22 protein-coding genes are annotated in these 21,565 nt (G+C 49.6%); 10 read left to right on the top strand and 12 right to left on the bottom strand.

The genetic code is table 11. The features are described 5' to 3' along the window. Nucleotides 1-45: 45 nt before the first annotated feature. The gene (locus J2Y43_RS32110) at nt 46-819 is read left to right on the top strand and encodes an alpha/beta hydrolase (RefSeq protein ID WP_309993135.1); all 774 of its coding nucleotides are present in this window, start codon (nt 46-48) and stop codon (nt 817-819) included. Here the strand turns inward: J2Y43_RS32110 and J2Y43_RS32105 are convergent. From J2Y43_RS32105 to J2Y43_RS32080, 6 genes are read right to left on the bottom strand one after another with little or no spacing between them, the layout of a single operon-like run. Then, nucleotides 794-1,783 carry an NAD(P)H-quinone oxidoreductase gene (locus J2Y43_RS32105; protein ID WP_309993137.1) on the bottom strand — a complete coding sequence of 330 codons (990 nt, stop codon included), beginning with the start codon at nt 1,781-1,783 and terminating at the stop codon, nt 794-796. The genes J2Y43_RS32110 and J2Y43_RS32105 overlap by 26 nt on opposite strands. Then, nucleotides 1,780-2,151, bottom strand: coding sequence for a YccF domain-containing protein (locus J2Y43_RS32100; protein WP_309993140.1), 372 nt, complete (start codon nt 2,149-2,151; stop codon nt 1,780-1,782). Before J2Y43_RS32100 ends, J2Y43_RS32105 begins: the two co-directional genes overlap by 4 nt. A gap of 50 nt (nt 2,152-2,201) precedes the next feature. Next, nucleotides 2,202-2,867 carry a pseudouridine synthase gene (locus J2Y43_RS32095; protein WP_309993142.1) on the bottom strand — a complete coding sequence of 222 codons (666 nt, stop codon included), beginning with the start codon at nt 2,865-2,867 and terminating at the stop codon, nt 2,202-2,204. 5 nt (nt 2,868-2,872) lie between these two features. Further along, nucleotides 2,873-3,172: a type II toxin-antitoxin system RelE/ParE family toxin gene (locus J2Y43_RS32090; RefSeq protein WP_309993144.1), complete on the bottom strand. Its 300-nt coding sequence runs from the start codon at nt 3,170-3,172 to the stop codon at nt 2,873-2,875. Beyond that, complete coding sequence (locus tag J2Y43_RS32085) at nt 3,157-3,393, bottom strand: hypothetical protein (RefSeq protein WP_309993147.1); 237 nt, start codon at nt 3,391-3,393, stop codon at nt 3,157-3,159. Before J2Y43_RS32085 ends, J2Y43_RS32090 begins: the two co-directional genes overlap by 16 nt. Before the next feature lie 50 nt (nt 3,394-3,443). After that, the gene (locus J2Y43_RS32080; RefSeq protein ID WP_309993149.1) at nt 3,444-4,496 is read right to left on the bottom strand and encodes a DUF3500 domain-containing protein; all 1,053 of its coding nucleotides are present in this window, start codon (nt 4,494-4,496) and stop codon (nt 3,444-3,446) included. A gap of 145 nt (nt 4,497-4,641) precedes the next feature. Here J2Y43_RS32080 and J2Y43_RS32075 point away from each other — a divergent pair, with 145 nt between their 5' ends. From J2Y43_RS32075 to J2Y43_RS32050, 6 genes are all read left to right on the top strand, one after another. Continuing rightward, on the top strand, nt 4,642-5,988 hold the full coding sequence (locus J2Y43_RS32075; protein WP_309993152.1) for a deoxyguanosinetriphosphate triphosphohydrolase: 1,347 nt from the start codon (nt 4,642-4,644) through the stop codon (nt 5,986-5,988). A 109-nt stretch (nt 5,989-6,097) separates the two neighbouring features. Then, nucleotides 6,098-7,219: an FIST N-terminal domain-containing protein gene (locus tag J2Y43_RS32070; protein WP_309993154.1), complete on the top strand. Its 1,122-nt coding sequence runs from the start codon at nt 6,098-6,100 to the stop codon at nt 7,217-7,219. Nucleotides 7,220-7,222: 3 nt separating this feature from the next. Beyond that, entirely contained in the window at nt 7,223-8,554 is a 1,332-nt protein-coding gene (locus tag J2Y43_RS32065) for an ATP-binding protein (RefSeq protein WP_309993158.1), read from the top strand. A gap of 63 nt (nt 8,555-8,617) precedes the next feature. Continuing rightward, complete coding sequence (locus tag J2Y43_RS32060) at nt 8,618-9,025, top strand: response regulator (protein ID WP_309993160.1); 408 nt, start codon at nt 8,618-8,620, stop codon at nt 9,023-9,025. A 22-nt stretch (nt 9,026-9,047) separates the two neighbouring features. Then, nucleotides 9,048-11,051: a response regulator gene (locus J2Y43_RS32055; RefSeq protein ID WP_309993163.1), complete on the top strand. Its 2,004-nt coding sequence runs from the start codon at nt 9,048-9,050 to the stop codon at nt 11,049-11,051. A 157-nt stretch (nt 11,052-11,208) separates the two neighbouring features. Then, a complete protein-coding gene (locus tag J2Y43_RS32050) occupies nt 11,209-11,415 on the top strand; it encodes a hypothetical protein (protein ID WP_309993166.1) in 207 nt (68 codons plus the stop codon). Nucleotides 11,416-11,884: 469 nt separating this feature from the next. Here the strand turns inward: J2Y43_RS32050 and J2Y43_RS32045 are convergent, their stop codons facing one another. The 3 genes from J2Y43_RS32045 to J2Y43_RS32035 all read right to left on the bottom strand — a co-directional run bounded on the left by J2Y43_RS32045 (nt 11,885) and on the right by J2Y43_RS32035 (nt 16,224). Then, entirely contained in the window at nt 11,885-13,009 is a 1,125-nt protein-coding gene (locus tag J2Y43_RS32045) for an ATP-binding protein (protein ID WP_309993168.1), read from the bottom strand. 121 nt (nt 13,010-13,130) lie between these two features. Continuing rightward, nucleotides 13,131-13,772, bottom strand: coding sequence for a ligase-associated DNA damage response endonuclease PdeM (pdeM, locus tag J2Y43_RS32040; RefSeq protein WP_309993171.1), 642 nt, complete (start codon nt 13,770-13,772; stop codon nt 13,131-13,133). Then, a complete protein-coding gene (locus J2Y43_RS32035; RefSeq protein ID WP_309993173.1) occupies nt 13,762-16,224 on the bottom strand; it encodes a ligase-associated DNA damage response DEXH box helicase in 2,463 nt (820 codons plus the stop codon). Before J2Y43_RS32035 ends, pdeM begins: the two co-directional genes overlap by 11 nt. A gap of 145 nt (nt 16,225-16,369) precedes the next feature. Here J2Y43_RS32035 and J2Y43_RS32030 point away from each other — a divergent pair, with 145 nt between their 5' ends. Together J2Y43_RS32030 and J2Y43_RS32025 are read left to right on the top strand one after the other, a co-directional pair. Further along, nucleotides 16,370-16,585, top strand: a complete 216-nt coding sequence (locus tag J2Y43_RS32030; RefSeq protein WP_309993176.1) for a hypothetical protein — start codon at nt 16,370-16,372, stop codon at nt 16,583-16,585. After that, nucleotides 16,585-16,977 carry a type II toxin-antitoxin system VapC family toxin gene (locus tag J2Y43_RS32025; protein WP_309993178.1) on the top strand — a complete coding sequence of 131 codons (393 nt, stop codon included), beginning with the start codon at nt 16,585-16,587 and terminating at the stop codon, nt 16,975-16,977. The genes J2Y43_RS32030 and J2Y43_RS32025 overlap by 1 nt, the downstream gene beginning before the upstream one ends. Here the strand turns inward: J2Y43_RS32025 and J2Y43_RS32020 are convergent. The 3 genes from J2Y43_RS32020 to J2Y43_RS32010 form a co-directional block, all read right to left on the bottom strand. Beyond that, the gene (locus J2Y43_RS32020) at nt 16,969-18,150 is read right to left on the bottom strand and encodes an ATP-binding protein (protein ID WP_310226752.1); all 1,182 of its coding nucleotides are present in this window, start codon (nt 18,148-18,150) and stop codon (nt 16,969-16,971) included. The two genes, J2Y43_RS32025 and J2Y43_RS32020, sit on opposite strands and share 9 nt — an antisense overlap. A 68-nt stretch (nt 18,151-18,218) precedes the next feature. Continuing rightward, nucleotides 18,219-19,817, bottom strand: a complete 1,599-nt coding sequence (locus J2Y43_RS32015; protein ID WP_309993182.1) for an ATP-dependent DNA ligase — start codon at nt 19,815-19,817, stop codon at nt 18,219-18,221. Next, entirely contained in the window at nt 19,814-20,923 is a 1,110-nt protein-coding gene (locus tag J2Y43_RS32010; RefSeq protein WP_309993185.1) for a ligase-associated DNA damage response exonuclease, read from the bottom strand. Before J2Y43_RS32010 ends, J2Y43_RS32015 begins: the two co-directional genes overlap by 4 nt. Nucleotides 20,924-21,095: 172 nt before the next feature. Between J2Y43_RS32010 and J2Y43_RS32005 the strand changes: the two genes are divergently transcribed. Beyond that, nucleotides 21,096-21,488, top strand: coding sequence for a DUF5618 family protein (locus J2Y43_RS32005; protein ID WP_309993188.1), 393 nt, complete (start codon nt 21,096-21,098; stop codon nt 21,486-21,488). Nucleotides 21,489-21,565 lie beyond the last annotated feature (77 nt).

Below are 21,565 nucleotides of genomic sequence, written 5' to 3'. Positions count from 1 at the left end.
ACTATTTTTGCAGGAGTTCGTATATTCAAGTGAAAGCACTCCATCATGTTTTCGAATATACGTAACTCCTGTCTTCTATTGGCATTACTTTCATTTTCCGGCACAAGGGCGATAAGCGCCGCTGATAGCGTTGCAACAGACGTTTCAGCAAAGAAAATGAATGTGTATTTTATCAGTGGCCTCGGCGCCGACGAGCGCGTATTTACCAAACTCAAACTCGATCCGAGGTTGAATGTGAAGTATATCAAATGGGTGAGGCCTTTAAAAAAAGAGTCGTTGCAGCATTATGCCGCCCGTTTGAGCAAACAAATCGACACATCGCAGCCATTTCAACTGGTAGGGCTTTCTTTCGGCGGTGTTGTCGCTTCTGAAATCGCGGATATCGCATGTCCGCAGCAGGTAACGCTCATTTCGAGTATGTCAACCGGCGTTCCTCTCTCGAAGTTTTACCAGGTGATGATCAAGTTTTTGCTGATGTCGCCCTTGTCGGCGCCTTTGCTGAAATCGGCCAACCGGGTGACTTATAACTATTTCGGAGCGGATACGCCGGAATTGAAGAAGCTGCTGAAACAGATCCTGCACGATACCGACACCAGGTTTCTGAAATGGGCGCTGACCCGCATGGGCGGCTGGGACCGCAAAGAGCGGGTCGAAAACCTTTTCCACATTCACGGTACGGCCGACAAGCTCATTCCGATCATCATCGTAAAACCGGATATTATCATCGAAGGCGGCGGGCACTTAATGGTCTACGCCCAAGCCGACCAGATTTCAAAAATCCTCAATCACCGGCTTACGTCCATTGATTCAGCAGAATAATCTTGCCGATATGGTCACTGGTTTCCATTAACGTGTGCGCTTTGGCTGCTTCGGCCATCGGAAATGTCTGCGCGATCACCGGTTTGAAGAGAGCCTTCTCTAAAACCGGCCACACATTTTTTCGAATATCGGAAGTTAATGCAGCTTTGAAGGCATGATCGCGGTTGCGCAGCGTGCTGCCGGTGACTGTCAGGCGTTTCCGCATGATCAGGCTAAAATCCACTTCATCGGCGCCCTTCACTTTGCCGCCTTTCATGGTATTGATAAAAACCAACCGACCTTCCTCCCGCAGTAAACGCAGGTTTTTAGGAATATAGTCCCCTCCCACCATATCGAGGATCACGTCTACTCCCAGCTTTTTTAGTACTTCTTCGAAATCGGAGGTTTTATAATTAATGCTGATATCCGCTCCTAATGCGGTGCAGGCCGCGCATTTTTCATCCGAGCCTGCCGTGGTAAACACTTTCGCTCCGAATGCTTTGGCTAATTGAATAGCCGTAATGCCGATGCCGCTGCTTCCTCCGTGCACCAGAAAACGCTCTCCTGCCTGCAATCGGCCCCTTTGAAATACATTATGCCAAACGGTAAACACCGTTTCGGGTAACGAAGCTGCCTGAGCAAAATCTAAGCTCGCGGGTACGGGCAGACAATGTGTTGCCTGCGCGAGCGCATATTCCGCATAACCGCCGCCTGCGAGCAGCGCGCACACGCAATCGCCGGGCTTCCATGCTGTTACGTCTGCACCAATTTGTTCAATCACACCGGCCACTTCCAGTCCCGGAATATCCTGCGGCGCGTCGGGCGGGGGCGGATAGTTGCCTTTTCTCTGGAACACATCGGGCCGGTTCACGCCCGCCGCATATACCTTAATCAACACTTCGGAGGCAGCCGGGCAGGGCCTTTCGCGTTCCCGAATTTGGAGTACATCCGGCGCGCCGGGCTCGGTGATGATAATGGCTTTCATGAATAAATTTCCTTACCAAATGGTGCAAAAGAGAGGCTCATGAGCTTAAAATGCTGTTTTGCAAACGGCAAACCGATGATCGTGATCGCAAGCAAAACACCAAAAATCAAATGCGTCAGCGCGATCCAGATCCCGCCGAGAAAAATCCAGACGATGTTGAAGATGGTCGATAAACACCCCGAATCGCCCGGTACCTCCCGCACATGCTGGCCGAATGGGAAGAGCGTCATAATACCTATTTTAAAACATTGGATACCGAACGGGATACCGATGATGGTCAGGCAGAGCGCCAGCCCGGCGGCCATATATTCGAGAAAAACGACAAATCCGCCGAAAATAAGCCAGATAATGTTTCCAATAAGGTTCATGACGCGATCAGTTTAATGTGAATGTGGATTAAAACTAATGCTACCTGCCCTTAGTATGCCGGATTTTCGATGGACGGCTCCAACAGAAAATCGTCGGACGAAATCGCTGACTTCCAGTTTTCTATTTTCAACAATCTGAAAAACTCTTCCTCCTCAATCTCCTTCACTCCACCGGGCGGCAGGTCGCCCAGCTCCAAATCCTCGATACTGGCCCGAATAAGGCGTCGGCAACGGTGATTGGCCTCCCGCACCATCTTCCGCACCTGGTGGTATTTGCCTTCTGTGAGTGTAATGCTCAGCCAGGTATTCGGGACATCGGGCTGGGTTTCATTCTGATGTTTGCTCAAAATCGCGGGCCGGTCGATGATTTCGACCTCGCAGGGCGCTGTAATGTAGTAACCGCCGCCTTTCACACGAATGGGAATACCCGTACGTAGCAGCTCCACCGTCTCGGGCGGCACAACATGGCCTACATTTACCCAATATTTGCGCTTGTGCGGCACTTCTCCCAGAAAAAGCAGATTGGTTACCTTTTTATTGGTAGTAAGAATCAGCAAGCCTTCCGAAAGGCTATCCAGCCTCCCAATTGCATGCGTGCCTTCCGGAAAATCAAAATCCAACGCACCCAGCAACCGCACATCATGCGAGCTGACGAATTGCGAAACCATGTTTTGTGGCTTGTTGATAATGAAGTAGCGGTGCGGTGTTGGAGTCATAATATTTAAAATTCCCACTCCAAATTTTCCGGATCCTGATGACTATTCCAAATCGTAAGAATATGTATCTCCGATTCGGTCTCCTCGTAAATGACGAAATAGTCGCGAACGATTTTGATGCGAGTATGCTCTTTACTCGTCTTCTTGCCTATTTTGGGATGGATGGCAACCAGCTGAACAGCTTCGTTGAAAAGCCGATTCAGCTTCCGGCTGTACGTTTTGGATCTGTTTCGGTTAGCCCAATATTCCAATATATGTTTTCGATCAGTGTGTGCTCTGGCAGACCAGACTATTTGTTTAGCCATTCGTCTATTTCTTTGTTGGCCTGATTATGGGTAAGGTAATTCCCGTTTTTGATTTGGGCTCTCGCTTCTTCGATGGCATCCAGCTGCTCGCGGCTCAATATGTAAGGCTCCTGAATATCGCTTTCCGCACCAAGCAACCTATAAGCCTCTGCTAGAATATCTTCATTATCAATACTCCTGATCTTATCTATCAACCGTTCTTTCAATTCTGTCGTAGCCATTTTCTTAAAAGTTTGTTATCCGAATATACAAAGTTTCAGGTTCTAAAACCTCATTTCCTATGCCCCGCTTCATAATGCGCTTGCAACAAATCTTCGCCAAAATCACTGGTCAAATCCCTTACCACCGAGTGAATATGGTTCCCGCCATTCTGCGTGTTGTCGAATTCGATGAGGAATGTAGGACCATGAATGCGATAGTAATGCCCATGGCCGGTGCCGATTTCGGGCTGCTGGTCGCCGAGCCAGGCGAAGTGGATTTTGTCGAGGCCGCTTTTTTCGAGTTCGGCCCATTGCTGGTTTTTGAGGGTCACGTGGTAGCGTTGCAGGTAGGCCATAATGAGTTTTTTAAATGCCGCTTTTTGCGCTGCGTTCAGTTCTCCCATGGCTATGCCCTCCATTTTAGCGAGGGAGGCTTTTCTGGCGTTAGACGTGAATATTTCGTTGGGTGCTTTCGCTCCGAGGTTCGCTTTGTCGAGTTGGGAGGCATCGAGGCTATGAAGCAGGTCGAATGCCAGATCTTGCTCGGCTTTCAGTATCCGCTTGCCTTTTTGCGGCACGTCGGCCATTACCTGGCCCGGATTACTCCCGAAAAAGCTGGGCGTGAAGGTTACCTGGTTATCGATCGACGAGAAATGCAGCGACAAATGGTGCCCCTCCATCCGCCAGCCCCATGGATCGTTACCTGGTGTGCCGAACACGAGGAATGCATAATTTTCAGGGTCGCGGTAAGTGTCGTTGGCAGGACGGGATTCCACTACCCGTAATACGTTTTCCAGGTCGATAATTTGCTCGGCTTTGCTGTAACCTTCCTGGCTGAGTACGACACGTACCATCGCCATCGCTACTTTGCGCTGAGCAGGCGTCAGGGTTTTGAAGGTAATGCCTTTGCGGGCTCGCGGGGTAAAGTTCCAGTCGAAACGGGCCAGATCGGCGTAGGGAAGCTCTGTTTCCTCGCGCTGCTCGGGATTGAGGACTTTCAGGAATGTGGTTACGGCGTCACGCATTTCTCGGGCCAGCTCTTCGTTCTTCTGGGCCCACGCCTGCGTGCCGCTCAAAAGGTTCGAGATAACCCCCAGCAGCAAACATCCTATTAACTTTTTCATATTGTTCCGGTTTGAAATAAATCCCTACTAATGACTTTGTTAAAAGCCCGCGTAGCGGCGGTTTCTACCTGAAATCCGCATTACCGGTCTTTCCCTGCGCATTTTCGCCGAAAGCCATTAGTTTTGCCGTTTATTTGAGATCAATATGATGAAGTGGGAACAATTGCTGTCGGCAAAACGCTGGGGCAGCGAAGACAAATACAATTCCGATCCGACCGAGGCCCGCTCGGAGTTCCAGCGCGATTACGACCGGCTGATCTTTTCTTCGCCTTTCCGCCGGTTGCAGAACAAAACGCAGGTATTCCCCCTTCCCGGAAGTATTTTCGTCCACAACCGGCTCACACACAGCCTTGAAGTAGCGAGTGTAGGCAAGTCGCTCGGGCGGATGTTTTACAACCATCTGAAAACTGAAAACCATCAGGTCGACGACGATCTGCCGCTGATCAGCGAGATCGGTAATATCGTTTCAGCCGCCTGCCTCGCGCACGACCTGGGCAACCCCGCGTTCGGACATTCGGGCGAGGCTGCTATTTCGCATTATTTTACGGATGGCGATGGTTTGAAATACCGAAACGAAGTGAGCGATGCACAATGGGCCGACCTGACGCATTTCGAAGGTAACGCCAATGCGATCCGCATTCTCACACACCCGTATGCAGGTAAGGGTTATGGCAGTTTCGCATTAACCTACTCTACTCTGGCAGCCATTGCCAAATATCCCTGCGAAGCGCTCGCCGGCCACAGGAAAGCCCATATTTACACCAAAAAATACGGTTTCTTTCAGTCGGAGCAGGCTGGGTTCCAGAAAATCGCCGCCGAACTAGGCTTGTTGCAGGTTTCGGATTCGCCGGTGGTTTACAAAAGGCACCCGCTGGTTTATCTGGTGGAAGCTGCGGACGATATTTGTTACAATATCATCGACCTCGAAGATGCGCACCGGCTCAAAATCCTGTCCTACCAGGAAGTGGAGGCGCTGCTGCTCGCATTGTGTAACGATTCCCGGATGCCGGCGCGTCTGGCGGATATCGACGATGATGATGCCAAGATAGGCCTCCTACGCGCCAAATCGATCAGCACGCTGATCAACGCTTGCTCGGAACTATTTATCAATGAGCAGGATACGATCCTGAACGGCGATTTCAATGCAAGCCTGATCGACCGCATTCCCGAGCCGCACCGTTCGGCGATGAAGGAGATCGAGCGAATATCTATTCAGAAAATTTATAATTACTCGTCGGTAGTGCAGATCGAAGTCGCCGGTTACAAGGTAATGGGGGGACTACTCGAAGAATTTGTACCGGCTTATCTCAACAATAACTCACATTATACCCGGAAGCTAGTAGACCTCATACCCAAGCAGTTTATCACCACGAAAACGGACACCTACTCGCGTATACAGACTGTCCTCGATTTCGTATCGGGTATGACAGATCTTTATGCAGTAGAACTATTCCGTAAAATTAAAGGGATTTCATTTCCATCTATTTCGTAGTAAAAAGCGATTTATCACGGCAGTGCAGCGTGAAGCGTAAAAATAGTTCGTTCTCAAAAGTTTTATGTAAATTGTAGATCGATTTATAACGTCGCAACCACCTGTATCTATGCAGATTGAACAGTTTGTCTATTCGGATAGTCCCTCTGAAATCCCGTTCTCGTTTTCCCCGCAAGTGCTGTTCATTTTCGGCGACCGGGAACTGCTTGAAACTACGGGGATTTCGCACCAACTCGCATTGCAATATCCCGATGCCGTTTTTTCCGGATGCTCAACCGCCGGGGAAATCGCCAATGAGTCGGTAAGAGAGCATACCATCATCGTCACGGGTATTGCGTTCCAGGACGTATCGATCAAAAGTTCTAAAATCAGCCTTGAAGATATTGATTTCGACAGCTGGGAAGCGGGCAAACGGCTCGTCTCCCAACTTCCGGCCCAAGGGCTTAAACACGTCTTCGTCGTTTCCGATGGCCTCAAAGTGAATGGCACCGACCTCGTGAAGGGCATGACGGAAGGGTTGACCGACGGTACCACGATCACCGGCGGCCTGGCTGGCGACGGCTCGCATTTCGCCCGTACGATAATTATCGAGCCCGATGGAAAAGTCGCAACCGAAAGTGTGGCGGCTATTGGCTTTTATGGTGAAAAGCTTTCGATCGGATACGGCTCGCGCGGCGGCTGGGACAGCTTCGGGCTCGACAGACGGGTGACGCGTTCTAAAGACAATATCCTTTATGAAATCGACGGTGAGCCGGCGCTCGATCTCTATAAATCATTCCTGGGTGATAAAGCGAAAGAACTGCCGGCCTCGGGCCTGCTGTTTCCGCTGAGCATGCGTGATAATGAGGAGCGCGCACCGGTGGTACGCACGATTCTGGGGATTAATGAAGACGAAAAGAGCCTGACATTCGCGGGAGATATTCCCGAGGGCTCGTTTGTGAGATTGATGAAAGCCAACAACGACCGGCTGATCAACGGTGCCGAAGAAGCGGCCCAGGAAGCAGCGCGTGGCCTGGATAACAATGCTGAATTCGCTATTCTGGTTAGCTGCGTCGGACGCAAGCTGGTATTGAAACAAATGGTGGAAGAAGAGGTCGAATCCGTCTCCGAAGTGCTGGATGGGCCGGTTATGACAGGCTTCTACTCCTATGGCGAACTGGCGCCGTTCAACCGTGATTCGTTGTGCGAGCTGCATAACCAAACCATGACGATTACCACTTTCCGTGAATAACCGATGCAAACGCTTGAACTAACCGAAACCAATTACCACCGGCTCTTAAAACGACAAATCAGGAAGTCATTACCGCCTGATCTTGCCGACCACCCCGATATGCAGGATTTCCTGCTGGCCGTAAATCAGGCCTATGCCGAATACCAGGACGATCTGACGCGGATGGAGCTGATCTTGGAACAGAGCTCGGGTGAACTTTTCAAAGCCAACCGGGAGCTAAGCCGCATCGCACAGGAAAAAACGGAAGAAGCCGCCCTCACCAGTCAAAGGCTGGAAGAGGTGGTGGGCAGCATTTCGGAGGTATTGGTGCAGCTGGACCGTGAAGGCAATTTCACCTACCTCAACCAGGCATGGGAGAGCATTACAGGCTACCCCGTGGCCGCCAGCCTCGGCCAGCGTTTTGCAGGTTTTCTTCCTCCGCTCGAATCCAGGGAAAAGCTGATTGAAATACTCCATAATGAGGTCCAGGGAAAAGAAGATACCCTGCGCATATTCACTGCCGACGGGCAGGAAAAATGGTTGGGCGTTTCAATTATCCCCTATTATGCCCATGGCGAACACATCGGCTTCACCGGGACGCTCTCGGACGTAACTGCGCGCGTAACAGCCGAAAAGAAGCTAAAATCCTATACCCGCGACCTGGAACGTATCAATGCGGAGCTCGATCAGTTTGCATACGTCGTGAGCCACGACCTGAAAGCACCGCTGCGGGCGATCAACAACCTTTCGGAATGGATCGAGGAGGACATTGCCCATATGCTCGAAGGCGAAACCAAGGACCAGTTCAGGCTCCTGCGCGGGCGCGTGCACCGGATGGAGAACCTGATCAACGGCATTTTGTCATATTCGCGCGCAGGACGGATCAAAACCGTGAAAGAGAAGTTCCTGATCAGAAGCTTGGTGGACGAACTCTGCGAATCATTCAGTACCAAAAAACCGCTTTCATTCCGAATCGAAGGAGATGCGGGCACAGAGATCGAAGCAGAGAAAATTGCATTGACACAAATCCTGCAAAACCTGATATCCAATGGTATCAAGTATAACGACAAGGCGGAGATCCATATCACCGTCGGATGGAAAGACCTTGGCAATCAGTTTGAATTTTATGTAGGTGATAACGGGCCGGGCATCAGCCCTGAGTTCCACGAGCGGATATTCGTGATTTTCCAGACCCTGCAAGCGCGCGACGAGGTGGAAAGTACCGGCGTAGGCCTTGCCATTGTGAAGAAAATCCTCGACGAAAAGCACAGCAAAATAAGAATCGAAACGGTGATGGGCGAAGGGACAACATTCCTTTTTACCTGGCCGAAAAACGAAGCAAAAGACATCCAGTAATGTCGGATAACCCATTTTAACTTACTCAATTTTAAAGAAATGTCCTTTACCAACCCTGTCCCGATGACCATACTCCTCGTAGAAGATGACGAAGTTGATGTGATGAATGTCAAGCGGGCATTCAAGAAGAACAATATTTCCAACCAGCTCGTCGTCGCATCCAACGGCATTGAAGCATTGACGTTGCTCCGCTCCGATACTTTGGAATATCCCAGGCCAAAAATCGTGTTGCTGGACCTGAACATGCCTAAAATGGGCGGTATCGAGTTTTTGAAAGAGATCAGGCAGGATCCATCGCTCGCCTCGCTATCGGTTTTCGTGATGACCACCTCCAATGAAGACAGCGACAAGATCGAAGCGTTTAACCTGAACGTGGCCGGGTACATTCTCAAACCGTTGTCGATGGACCGGTTTATCGCAGCGGTTTCCACGCTGAACAGCTATTGGACACTTTGTGAATATCCTCAGTAGTAACATCCACCACTATAAGCACATGCCCCCTCTATCCATCCTGCTTGTTGAAGACGACGAAATCGACGCTATGAAACTGAACCGCGCCATCAGCCGGGCCCAGGTGGAAATAGGGGAGGTTAGAATATGTAAATATGCGGAAGAAGCACTCCGGATGCTCGATGTCTGGACGCCCGGCTGTATTTTCCTCGATTACCAGCTGCCCAAAACGAACGGTCTGGAGCTACTGAAGACTGTCAAGGAGCGCGCACCTCACCTGCCCGTAATCGTGCTCACATCACACGGCGACGAGCGCCTTGCGGTTGAAATGATGAAGGCCGGCGCGCTGGATTATTTTCCCAAGTCGGAAGTTACGCCCGAAAAACTCACGAAAGCCTTCCATACCATGAGCCAGATGCTCGAAATGGAAAAAGGCCGGGAGGTAGCCGAACACGAATTAGCTGAAAAAGAAGAGTTTATAAACAAAGTAGCGCTACTTTCCCCTAATATCATTTATGTGATCGACATCGAGAAGTGGACCAATATTTTCCATAACAAACAGATTTGGAAGATACTGGGCTACTCGGAATGCGAAGTGGAAACCGACACGCGAAAAGGCCTTGCCCGGATCATCAACGAGCAGGACCAGCGCACTTTCCGTGAGCATTACAACCATATGCGCTACCGCGTGAAGGATGGCGAAGTGTTGGAAAAGGAGTTCAGGCTGAAACACAAGGACGGCTCGGAAATCTGGATCATCACCCGCGAAGTGCCCTTTAAAAGGAATACGAGAGGGCGGGTGCAGGAAGTACTAGGCACGGCGATCGACATTACTTCGCGCAAAATAGCCGAACGGGAGCTGATCGAGGCCAAAAAGCATGCTGAGGAAGCAACCCGTATCAAATCCGACTTCCTTTCGACTATGAGCCACGAAATCCGCACGCCAATGAATGCGATCATTGGATTTACGGATCTGCTGTTGTTGAGCGGTTTCACAGGTGAGGAGCAGGAGCATTTGAACACGATTAAGTATTCTGCTGATAATCTGCTGGTTATACTGAACGACATTCTCGACTTTTCGAAAATTGAAGCCGGGAAATTCGGATTGGAAAACTTTGAGTTCGACCTGCGCGAAAAGCTCGGTTACCTGATGAAAACCTTTGAAATCCGGGCCAGGGAAAAGGCCATCGATTTTACGTTCCATTGCAGCAGCAAGGTGCCCCAAATCGTCATGGGCGACCCCTACCGGCTCAATCAGATCATGGTCAACCTCATTGGCAACGCCATCAAATTCACGGAAGAAGGCGGTTTTGTAAAAGTCGACGTGCAGCTCGCCCACGACCACGGCGACCATATCGATCTCCAAATAGCTGTATCCGACTCGGGAATAGGCATTTCGGCAGACAAGCTGAGCGTCATTTTCGACAGTTTCTCACAAGCTCACAACAACAATGCCGCGCGCAATTTCGGAGGTACCGGGCTTGGTTTGAGCATCACCCGAAAAATCACCGAGCTCATGAACGGATCCATTTCCGCCAGCAGCACGCTTGGAGAAGGCAGCACATTTACGGTGGTGCTGAATTTCGGCAAGGGAAGCACATCATATGAAGAAGAAAAGACGAACGCGCCTTCCACATTATCTTTGAAAGGCTACCGCATTCTGGCTGCCGAGGACATTCTGGCGAACCAGACCCTGCTCAAACATCTGCTCAACAAGTGGGAGGCAGAGTTTGTGATCTGCAACAATGGAAAAGAAGTGCTCCACGCCCTCGAAACCGCCGATTTCGACCTTATTTTGATGGATATTCAAATGCCGGTTATGGATGGTGTAACGGCCATGAAAAAAATCCAAAGCTCCTACCCAAGGCACCGGCACGTTCCGGTGATCGCCCTCACCGCGGACACCTTTGCCGAAAAGACCCCCGAAATTGCTGCCTGCAATTTCAGCGGATTTGTAACAAAACCTTTCCGAGCAGAAGAACTGATCCGGGTCATCAGCAAGCATTTGAAAGTGAAAACCCAACCTGCGCAAGCGGCGGTTAGCTGAGGGTTGGCTAATCTTTTTTCGGGGTGCAACGGTATTTCCCGCAGACAGCTGCCTGATAGGTAAAGCCCAAAACTGATATATTTGTAAAGTTCGCATATCAGTTTCTACAAGTCACCGACCCCTTGTAGAGTAATCTACAAATTATATCTTTGCAAAGATGAAGTTTTCTTCAATCCCCGAGGCTTTCGATTGGTGGTTAAAAAATGAGTACCCGAATTTACCAGCGGACCTGAAAAAGGGAAAACCAGTATCTGCATGGCGTGATTACACGCACGGCGGTGGTGTTTCGGAGAAGCGGATGAAGGAGATTTTAATTGAATTCGGCAGGTTCAAAATCGAGACTATCATTACCCATGAGCCTTAGCGGGCTTTTTATTTATACAAGCCTTGTAGAATACTCTACAAAACATTTCTTACTTAAACTATTCTTGCAACTATGAGCACACTGGATACTGAACACGAAATCATCAAAGCCTTTTTCCAAACCGACAGCGCGAGCGAAATAATTAACTCTCTCAACTTCATGGTTGAAAGCCTTTTGTTTACTCAGAACATGCAAAATGTTAGTCCGGAAATGCGGGTACATATTGTAAACCAACTCCGTGTCGCAAACCTGATTTCGCAGCTGGCCGAAAATTATAGGTAATGGCAACAATCTAGATGCTCAGGAGGCTCCATCCGGAGCCGCTTTTACGGTCTCGTTTCGTTTGCTTTAAACAGGATGTTCCTCCGGAACTACATCTGCAAGATTGATTCCAAACAAATCTTCTGTTTATAGCATTGTGTGAAAGGACGTCCTGGCTCCGAATAGAGCCTCCTTTGCGCAAAAGACGCTAAACATCCCGTTTCAACAATTCAAACCAATTCAAAACGGTGATGCCGTTCGAACGCTCTTCGATCTGGTTCCCGGCGTAGGCGATGTAGCCCTTCGTTGCGCCGCTCAACTTGTTCCAATAGGTGATATTGCCGAAAAACTCGTTGTTAACTGTCTTTCCGGCTTTAATCTCGACAGGAACTAGTGAAAGACCGTTATCAATTATAATATCAACCTCATGCCCGGTTTTATCGCGCCAGTAGTAAAGGTTGACGGGCTTACCGGCATTCGTCCGTTGTTTTACGAGTTCAGTAACCACCAGCGATTCAAAGAGTGCGCCGCGCAACGGATGAAGCGGCAATTGCTCCACACTGGAAATCCCGAGCAGCGAACAAACCAGTCCTGTATCATAAAAATATACCTTAGGCCGCTTAATGAGGGTTTTATTAAAATTTTTGTAATGCGGGCGCAGGAGGTAAATGATAAAACTACTTTCCAGAATGCCTATCCACGACTGGATAGTTTTTGTATCCACACCTGTGTCGACTGCAAGAGAAGTGAGGTTCAATTCCTGACCATTCCGTCCGGCAAGGAGTCGTATGAACCTCTCGAATACGATGAGATCGGTAATGTTTTTGATTTGCCGCACATCGCGATCAATGTAAGTCCGCAAATAGTTGGGAAACCAATCTTCCGGCGGGATTCCAGGCTCGTAAATCGGTGGGTATAGCCCTTTGAATATCAATTGGTCCTCATCAGCCACGTCATTGAATCCTGCAAAAAGCTCCGCGGTACTGAATGGCAACAGATTCAAAATAGCAACGCGACCGGCCAAGGTTTGCGAGATATTTTGCTGCAATAGAAAGTTATTGGAACCAGTAAGGATGAAACGACCGGGCTCTGGCGAGTTATCCAGGATTTCCTGTAAATAGGAAAACAGCTCGGGCGCGCGTTGTGCTTCATCAAAAATGGCTCCGGATTGATACCTTGACAGAAACCCACGCGGGTCTTCTAATGCAAACCGTCGAACGTCCGGATTTTCGAGAGATAAGTACGCTTTTTCAGGAAACAATGCCTTTGCTAATGTCGTTTTGCCGGACTGCCGCGGTCCGGTAACAGCCACAGATTTGAATGTGGCTGCCAATTGTTCAATTTTTGATGCAGCAATTCTCTCTATCATACATCAAAAATAATCAAAACCGGAAAAATATGGAATCTGATTCCATATTTTTCCGGTTTCAACTCAATTAACTCATAATCAGCATTTAACAAACAGAAAACACTCGGGTTTCAGTAGTAATGTAAATCTTCCTATCATCAGCCAGCCCCATCTGGTACCCTCCTGTAAACACCCCAAAACTCGGCAAAATTGCCTGGTATTTGTCAATCACAAAGCACGGAAGCCGCACGCTCTGCCGACCTTTGCCATAGGAGGTAAAAACGGGGTGGACGTGGCCCGCAAAAACGAACTTTGAGGCATCGAATTCTACTTTCGGATGGTGTGTAAAAATAAATATATCCTCCTCATAATCATCCACATACACCTGTAAATCACATTCGAGCAGCAGGCTTACCGGCAGGATATCGTGGTTGCCCATAACGATGATCATTTCGATGTAGTGATGCGCTGCGCGCCATTCACGGAAGGTCTCCCATTCGGAATTGTATTCGCTGTGAAAAAGGTCACCGAGGAATATAATGCGGGTGGCACCGGTTTGCCTGACCAGTTCATCGAGCCGCTGAAAGTTGTTCGCTGCGGCGTTGTGCGGGATCGCTATGCCCTCCTTTCTGAAATGCGTTACTTTCCCCAAATGCAGGTCTCCGATCAGTAATGTTTGCGTTTCTTCCCAGAAAATCGCCCTTTGGGTCAATAATAAAAAGTGGTTGCCTCTGATCTCAATCTGCATTACCGTACTGTTTGATCATTCGCTGGATCCTGTCGTCCAGCTTTTCCGAAGTTAATTGCTCCCGAAGCCTGTCGACCATGATCGGGAACGAGAATGGTGTCGGTCTGTCGGTGTTTTGTATGACTATTTTCTGATGTTCGATCCTCGCAAGCGCCTCTCGCATACGCACCTCTTCGAGCTGGTAGGTCAGAACTTCCTGATATGCTTGCTTGATCAGCAGGTTATTGTCTTCGTACTTGCTCATCACATTGAAAAGCAATGAACTGGACGCCTGTAATTGCCGCGTTTTGACATATTTCCCCGGATATCCCTGAAACATCAGCCCTGCAATGGCGGCAATCTCCCGGAACTTCCGCTTCGCCATCTCCGTCGCATTCACACTTTGGTAAATGTCGTCGACGAGGTGTTTGATCGAGAAAAGGTCGGTTTCGCCGAGGATTTCGGCCAGATCGACATACTGATCACTTAACAACTCAAAACCGTAATCGTTCATCGCTACCGAAAACGTGATCGGCCGCAGCTGGCTAATGCGGTAAGCGAGCAAAATCGACATGCCTTCATGCACCAACCGCCCCTCAAACGGGAATATAAAGATATGATATCCCTCGCGGGTTTCGCATTGTTCGATCAGCAGCTCATTGGTTTTGGGAATCACCGAACGCTTTTCCTGCAATTCGAGCAGCGGCTGCATTTTGGCCAGTTCCACTTCCTTATGCGGGTTTTCGATCGCGTCGGCAAGGCGTTCGCGAATGAATGCGGAGAGCTGAGACGACAGCGGCATCCGCCCGCCTGCCCAACGCACGAGGTAACCTTTTTTCCCCTCGGCCTTTTTAACGGTTACGGTCATTTCATGGATTCGTACAAATTCCACGCTCATACCAGCAAAGAAGAACACGTCGCCGGCTTTCATCCAGATCACAAATGACTCCTCTACGGCTCCCAGGTATTTACCGCTCTGCAACTTCACTTTCAATGAAACCTCCGAGACGATCGTACCCATGCTCAGCAAATGCCGGTGCGCAATGCGCCGGCTCGTCACCACATAACGGCCATTCACGCGCTCCACTTTCTTGTATTCGTCATAAACCGTGAGCGATGAACTACCGGTTGTAATATATCCCAAAAGCCATTCCCATTCCTCCCGGTTGAGATATTGATAACCATATGCATTACGCACCTCTTCGAAAAGCTGCGTTTCGTCGAACCCCTCGCCCACCGCCAATGTGATCATCCATTGAGCCAGCACATCGAATGCATGAGCAACCGGTGGCCGGTCCTCGATCATATTCTTGATCACGCCCTCCCGCAACGATACCGCTTCGATCAGTTCCAATGCATTGGTAGGACAAAAATAGATTTTACTATCGACGCCCGGCTGGTGCCCGCTTCTACCCGCACGTTGCACGAACCGCGCAATGCTTTTGGGGCTCCCTACCTGAATAACCGTGTCCACAGGGCGGAAATCGACTCCCAGGTCAAGGCTGGCGGTACATATGACCAGTTTCAGCCGTTCATCGTGCAATGCCTCCTCCACCCAATCGCGAATCTCGCGGTCGAGCGAGGCGTGGTGCAAGGCCATAATACCGGCAAACTCCGGGTATTTTTCGATGATCGTGCGGTACCAAATCTCCGTTCCCGAGCGGGTATTGGTAAACAGCAGCGTCGTGCGGCTCCTGTTCACCACTTCCACCACCTTATCCACCAGCCTGATCCCCATATACCCCGACCAGGGCAACGTTTCCACCCTGTCGGGAATGATACTTTCCACCAGGATCTTCTTTTCAGTATTCGCCCGGACGATCACCGAATTTTCATCCGGAAAACGCATCCCCAGCAGCACCTGCTTCGCTTCTTCCAGGTTGCCGATTGTCGCGGAGATGCCCCAGGTTTGCAGATCCGGGTTAATGGTTCGCAGGCGCGCCAATGCAAGTTCCGTCTGCGTGCCGCGCTTGCTTCCCATCAGCTCGTGCCACTCGTCCACGACTACCGTATGCAGGTTTTTGAAGAATTCGGAGGCATTTTTTTGCGTGAAGAGCATATGCAGGCTCTCCGGCGTGATAATGAGGGCATCGGGCATTTGCCGCTTCTGCTCGTTGCGCTCCCGCGTACCTGTGTCGCCCGTACGTATGCCCACCCGCCACGTGAGGTTCATTTCAAGCGCCGCCATTTCCATATTCCGGAAAAGGTCCTTCGAAAGCGCCCGAAGCGGCGTAATCCAAAGTACTTGCAGCCCTTTTTTTGTTTTGAGAGGCTTTTTAGGAAGCGTATTAATGTGCCTGATCAGAATCGGCAGCCAGAGCGAGTAGGTCTTTCCGCTACCCGTGGGCGCATTCACCAAGCCACTTTTCCCCGCCAGATAAGCCGCCGCGGCCTCCTTCTGAAAAGCCGCCCATTTCCACTTTTTATCTTTAAACCATTGCTCAACAATGGCATGTCCGCGGGATTTGGTCAAGGGAAGAATTTTTGATTTGAATTAACTAAAACTGCTGTGTAAAAACAATCCAACTTCTATGCCATGAGGTCTATGAGCAGCTCGCTACTGTCATAAGTCGACGTGATTTAGTATATTTGTTTAAAAGGATCAACCTGTTAAAGCCATGCTTACCACCATTGAGGGAGTTTATGAAAACGGGAAAGTTATTCTCAAAGAATCGCCGCCCGTAAAAAAAAATAGTAAAGTTCTGGTCACCTTCATGGGTGATGACAATAGTACTTTCACCGGTCAAAAACGCAAGTTGGGCAGCATGACGGGCACTATCAAAACAGCAGACGATTTCAACGAAAGCCTGGACGACTTATCCGACTATATTTAATGGCATACTTCCTCGATACACACACAATACTTTGGTGCCTGGGTCAAAATCATAAACTTTCCGAAAAAGCCAGGCTGATAATTGAAGATATCAATTCCGTTTGTTATGTGAGTGCGGTTTCTTTCTTTGAGATGGCCATCAAAAAGAAGACAGGGAAACTCGAATTGCTACATCCCATCTCCCGCTACCACGAAGAAGCACAAAAGATCGGTATCCAACCACTGACCATCAAGCCGGAGTACCTGGATTTATATGATGAGCTACCGCTGTTGGATGTTCATCGTGATCCATTTGACAGATTGCTGATCGCGACTGCCGTTGCGGAAAAGCTGACGGTCATCTCAATCGATGAGAAGTTTGCCTTGTATGGCAATATAGAAGTATTATGGTGAAAAACGGTTCATCACCTCCTGCATCATACTGGCAAGCGAAGTAGCCATAACCCCGTCGCCCATCGGAAATGCATCCTTTCCCGAATAGATCACGAATTTTCTGTCCGGCTGAATGTCCTCGCAGGCAATGTGAAATCCTTTGGATAAATGCGGCGCTGAGTTTCTTTTGATCTCTATCGCCCATTTTGTCCCGTTCGCAAATTCCAGAACCAGATCAACCTCCGCACCACCGGCACTCCGGTAGAAATAAGGCTGCATGCGGGCAGGGGCTACGCTCATGATGTTTTCGATGACAAATCCTTCCCAGCTCCCGCCTACCACCGGATGTGCCAGCAGGTTATTGAAAGTCTCTATCCCCATTAAAGCATGGGTAATACCACTATCTCTCACATAAATCTTAGGACTACGCACCAATCTTTTGCCTGCATTCGAAGCCCAAGGCTGCAATCGTCTTACGAGGAGCAGATCGACCATCAAATCCAGGTAACGACTAATGGTCACGCCCGAAACGTCGAGATTTCTCGCCAGGTGCGATGCATTTAATACGCCGCCCTGATTATGCGCCAGCATTGTCCAGAACCGCTCCAAAGTTGTTGCCGGAATGCGCGGCCCGAGTTGTGGGATGTCGCGTTCGAGATAGGTCCGGATAAAATCCTGCCGCCATTCCAGGCTGTCGCGATCCGAAGCTGCAAGTAAACTCTCGGGGAAGCCTCCGCGAAGCCACAATGTATTGACTTGTTGAAAATCCTCGGACGCATATTCAATAACGTCTACCGGGTAAAGTTCCAGATAGGATATGCGTCCCGCGAGCGACTCGCTCGATTGTTGAAGTAGATCAATAGAAGCCGACCCAAGAAACAGAAACAAACCCGATCTGTTCCCACTTCGCCTCTCCTGATCGATAATGCCCCGCAATTCGGTAAAAAGCTCGGGTATCCGTTGCACTTCATCGAGCACAATCAGCCGGTTCTTGTTCGCTTCATAAAATGCCCGGATATCTCTGACTTTTTCCAGATCCAGGCGACTTTCCAGATCTAAATATAATGCAGGTGTAGCATCAACCACATCGAGAGCGATTGTAGTTTTTCCTATCTGACGGGGTCCCATCAGAGCGATCGAAGCATTCTTCGTCAGAGCTTCCTTGATTCTATTTTCAAGCCTACGCCTAATCATCTATGCAAATATAACATGAAATATTAAATTTGCATATTTAATATTTAAATAAATCTATTATTTATTGTTTATTTATAATTATTTAAAATCTCCCGCAGGTTTCCCAAACTATCCGCCTCCTCTGCCTTCTTATCCTTCCGCCACCGCAAAATCCGCGGAAACCGCACGGCTATTCCCGATTTGTGACGCGTTGATTCGTTGATTCCTTCAAATCCGATTTCAAAAACCAGCTCGGGCTTGACGGTGCGGACGGGACCAAATTTTTCGAGGACATTGCGCTTGATAAAGTAGTCCACCTGTCCGATTTCCGCATCGGTAAGGCCGGAATAGGCCTTCGCAAACGGCACCAGCTTCCCGTCGTCGCCCCAGACGGCGAAGGTATAATCGGTGAAAAGTTCGGCGCGGCGGCCGGAGCCTTTCTGGGCATAAATAAGTACGGCGTCAATGCTCAGCGGATCGATCTTCCATTTCCACCAGTCGCCTTTTTTGCGACCAACCTGGTAAGTGCTCGCCTTACGCTTGATCATGAAGCCCTCGGCGATATTCTCACGTGAGTGCGGATGAAGATCGCGCAGAGCTTGCCAATCTTCGAAATCGATCAACGGCGACAGGTGGAAATAGCTTTGCGCGGGCATACTCGCATGTACCGCTTCCAGCTGCACCCGGCGTTGCTCCTGCGTGAGCCCCCGGATATCCACCCCGTTCGCTTCGAGCATATCGTAAGCCAAAAATGCAACCGGCGCTTCTTCGAGTACTTTTTTGGACAGATTTTTGCGGCCAATACGTGTTTGCAGCACATTGAACGGCATAGGCCGGCCATCGGCATAAGTTACAATTTCGCCATCCAGCACGGTACCATCAGGAAGAACATCGCTCAGGAAATGCAGTTCGGGAAATTTTTCGGTAGACAACTCCTCACCTCTCGTCCAGATGAACAACTCCTTGTTTCGATAAATGATCTGGGAGCGGATGCCGTCCCATTTCCACTCGGCAAACCAATCGTTGGGCTCGCCGAGATCCGCAACATCACCTTCAATCGGGTAAGCGAGAAAAAACGGGTACGGACGGGATGCATTGTCGTTTTCTCCTTTGTCAAGGATTAACTGCTCGAAAGTAGTTTCCAGCGGGTCCCATTGCCCCATTACCCGATGGGCAATTACATTGGAATCCGTTTCGGTGGCTTCCGCCAATGCCCTTACCACCAAAGTCTGCGAAACGCCGATTCGGAAACTGCCCATGAGCAGTTTGTTGAACACGAACGTCTCATGTTGCGAAAGCTGCGTCCAGGCACGGATAATATGGTCTCGCTTTTGTTCGTCGGCCATGCCGGGCAGCATTCCCAGGTAATGGAACCACTCCGAAAGCGATTTCTCCGAGCCTCCCGGACTTATACGGGGTAAAAGCAGCGAAATCGTTTCTCCCAAATCCCCCACACTGTGGTAGCTCTCCTGAAAAAGCCACATCGGAATACCGGCTTCTTCGGCGGCCCATTCTTTCACCTGCGTGCGGTTGACCTTGAATGATGGTCTGCGTCCTGTAAACAATGTCAACGCCCACAACTTATCGTCGTCCGAAGCCGTCTGGAAGTAACTTTTCAGCAAATCGACCTTCGCATTCGTCTTGTTCGTGCGGTCGAGGTTCATGAAGAGCTCTGCAAACTGTTTCATAGTCCGGTACCGTCTTTGTCTGTATTCACCGTTTCGTCGAGCTCCCGTTTGTGCTCCTCATAGGCATTCTGCCCTGCCGCAACATCCTGCGTGGCTTCCTCTTCTTCATTTTCGTCCTCGTTGCCGTACATCGTGTTCACTTCGGCCGCTTCAATGCCGTTTTCATTGAGCCAACGTGCGTAAATGCTCGTATAACCATGCGTGACGTACACTTTTTCAGCACCGGTTTCTTTCACAGCCCGGTTCAGATCAGGCCAGTCGACATGGTCGCTTAATACAAACCCCTGATCCACGGCGCGGCGGTTTTTGGCGCCCCGCAAGGCCATCCAACCCGAGCAATACCCGACCGAATAGGGAGCAAACTTCCTGATCCACGTGGTGCCGTCAGCCGAAGGCGGAGCCAGCACCAGCGCCCCTTTGAACAGCTTCCTGTCCATTTCTTTGGTAACCAATGTCAGCTCCGGCAGATCGAAACCAGCCTCGCGCAGGCGTTCATTCACGGTGTAAATAGCCCCGTGCGCGTAAATGACAGAATCCTGTAATTGGATATTCCTCAAAATCCGCTGCATTTTCCCCAGCGAATAACCCATCAACACGCTGGCTTTATCCTCGGCGCGGTTCTGCGCCCACCAATTGTCGATCTCGGCCATCACCTCTTGCTGCGGCCGCCATTTATAAATAGGTAATCCAAATGTAGATTCGGTGATGAACACGTTGCATTTCACGGGTTCGAACGGCGTTGCAAAATGGTCGTTTTCCAGTTTATAGTCGCCGCTGGCCACCCACACTTCGCCCTGGTACTCCACTCTCACCTGCGCCGAACCAATAATATGACCGGCCGGATGCAGGGAAAACTTCACGCCGTTGATCATGAATTTCTCCCCATACTGAACGATTTGGAGATTAATATCCTGCCCTAGCCGCAGCCGCAGAATCGGCTCGCTATCCTTGTGCGCGAGGTAATGCCGGCTGCCCCATCGCGCGTGGTCGCTGTGCGCGTGCGTAATGATGGCCCGGCCTACGGGCATCCATGGGTCGATATGGACGTCGGCAATGGCGCAGTAAATACTTTTCCCGGTAAACTGTAAGAGAGGCTGTTTTGGCATACCCCGGAAATTATCAAAAGTATGCCAAATGCGCTACCGGCCTGGCTACAAATGCAATTGAACAGCAATTTTTCCCGCTCCACACTAAAAGCTGACGAAATTTATTCAGAACTTGGATGTTACCTTTCCTGAATGTGTTCGTATAAAGAGTAAGATAAACCAACACAGCACTATGCCGGAACAACACCATCTCTCCCTCACCCCCTCGCAGGAAGCCGAACGCTACCTTGAAAACGCACGTCAGATCCTAACCGAAAAAGCCGGCAAAAAAGACGGCCTGTATGCCGATGTCAAGTATGTTAAAATGGCTGCGGGTACGGCTTACTCGGCTGCATTACTTATTCTGGATGAATATCTCCGGCAAAAGGAAGGCATTCATTTTACGAAACCGAAGAGTATCGAGGATTATATGATGCGGTTGAGGAAATATGATAAGAAGCTTCTGAGAATTCTTGCTAATGTGTATGATGAGTTGCAGCTGGCCGGTTACTACCATGGGACACGTTCTGTAGACACTATGCAGAACGGACTGAATAATGTCAGACAAATGCTGAGTTACATTTGACGAGAACAAATCCATTAACCACTGCAAACGCTTAATAAATGAGTAATTTTGGACGAGTCGATGACTTGCTTATTCAT

Source organism: Dyadobacter sp. BE31 (assembly GCF_031457695.1).
Lineage (GTDB): Bacteria > Bacteroidota > Bacteroidia > Cytophagales > Spirosomataceae > Dyadobacter.
Note: the sequence above shows the minus strand (reverse complement) of the source record. Positions and strands in the feature narration are given on the sequence as shown.

Bases quoted from the DNA above. Each gene is read 5' to 3' on its own strand.
- J2Y43_RS32015 (WP_309993182.1), bottom strand. From the start codon at position 19,817: ATGAAACAGTTTGCAGAGCTCTTCATGAACCTCGACCGCACGAACAAG.
- J2Y43_RS32075 (WP_309993152.1), top strand. From the start codon at position 4,642: ATGATGAAGTGGGAACAATTGCTGTCGGCAAAACGCTGGGGCAGCGAA.
- J2Y43_RS32050 (WP_309993166.1), top strand. From the start codon at position 11,209: ATGAAGTTTTCTTCAATCCCCGAGGCTTTCGATTGGTGGTTAAAAAAT.
- J2Y43_RS32030 (WP_309993176.1), top strand. From the start codon at position 16,370: ATGCTTACCACCATTGAGGGAGTTTATGAAAACGGGAAAGTTATTCTC.
- pdeM (WP_309993171.1), bottom strand. From the start codon at position 13,772: ATGCAGATTGAGATCAGAGGCAACCACTTTTTATTATTGACCCAAAGG.
- J2Y43_RS32070 (WP_309993154.1), top strand. From the start codon at position 6,098: ATGCAGATTGAACAGTTTGTCTATTCGGATAGTCCCTCTGAAATCCCG.
- J2Y43_RS32065 (WP_309993158.1), top strand. From the start codon at position 7,223: ATGCAAACGCTTGAACTAACCGAAACCAATTACCACCGGCTCTTAAAA.
- J2Y43_RS32055 (WP_309993163.1), top strand. From the start codon at position 9,048: ATGCCCCCTCTATCCATCCTGCTTGTTGAAGACGACGAAATCGACGCT.
- J2Y43_RS32090 (WP_309993144.1), bottom strand. From the start codon at position 3,172: ATGGCTAAACAAATAGTCTGGTCTGCCAGAGCACACACTGATCGAAAA.
- J2Y43_RS32105 (WP_309993137.1), bottom strand. From the start codon at position 1,783: ATGAAAGCCATTATCATCACCGAGCCCGGCGCGCCGGATGTACTCCAA.
- J2Y43_RS32100 (WP_309993140.1), bottom strand. From the start codon at position 2,151: ATGAACCTTATTGGAAACATTATCTGGCTTATTTTCGGCGGATTTGTC.
- J2Y43_RS32060 (WP_309993160.1), top strand. From the start codon at position 8,618: ATGACCATACTCCTCGTAGAAGATGACGAAGTTGATGTGATGAATGTC.
- J2Y43_RS32010 (WP_309993185.1), bottom strand. From the start codon at position 20,923: ATGCCAAAACAGCCTCTCTTACAGTTTACCGGGAAAAGTATTTACTGC.
- J2Y43_RS32085 (WP_309993147.1), bottom strand. From the start codon at position 3,393: ATGGCTACGACAGAATTGAAAGAACGGTTGATAGATAAGATCAGGAGT.
- J2Y43_RS32020 (WP_310226752.1), bottom strand. From the start codon at position 18,150: ATGATTAGGCGTAGGCTTGAAAATAGAATCAAGGAAGCTCTGACGAAG.
- J2Y43_RS32005 (WP_309993188.1), top strand. From the start codon at position 21,096: ATGCCGGAACAACACCATCTCTCCCTCACCCCCTCGCAGGAAGCCGAA.
- J2Y43_RS32095 (WP_309993142.1), bottom strand. From the start codon at position 2,867: ATGACTCCAACACCGCACCGCTACTTCATTATCAACAAGCCACAAAAC.
- J2Y43_RS32025 (WP_309993178.1), top strand. From the start codon at position 16,585: ATGGCATACTTCCTCGATACACACACAATACTTTGGTGCCTGGGTCAA.
- J2Y43_RS32110 (WP_309993135.1), top strand. From the start codon at position 46: ATGTTTTCGAATATACGTAACTCCTGTCTTCTATTGGCATTACTTTCA.
- J2Y43_RS32080 (WP_309993149.1), bottom strand. From the start codon at position 4,496: ATGAAAAAGTTAATAGGATGTTTGCTGCTGGGGGTTATCTCGAACCTT.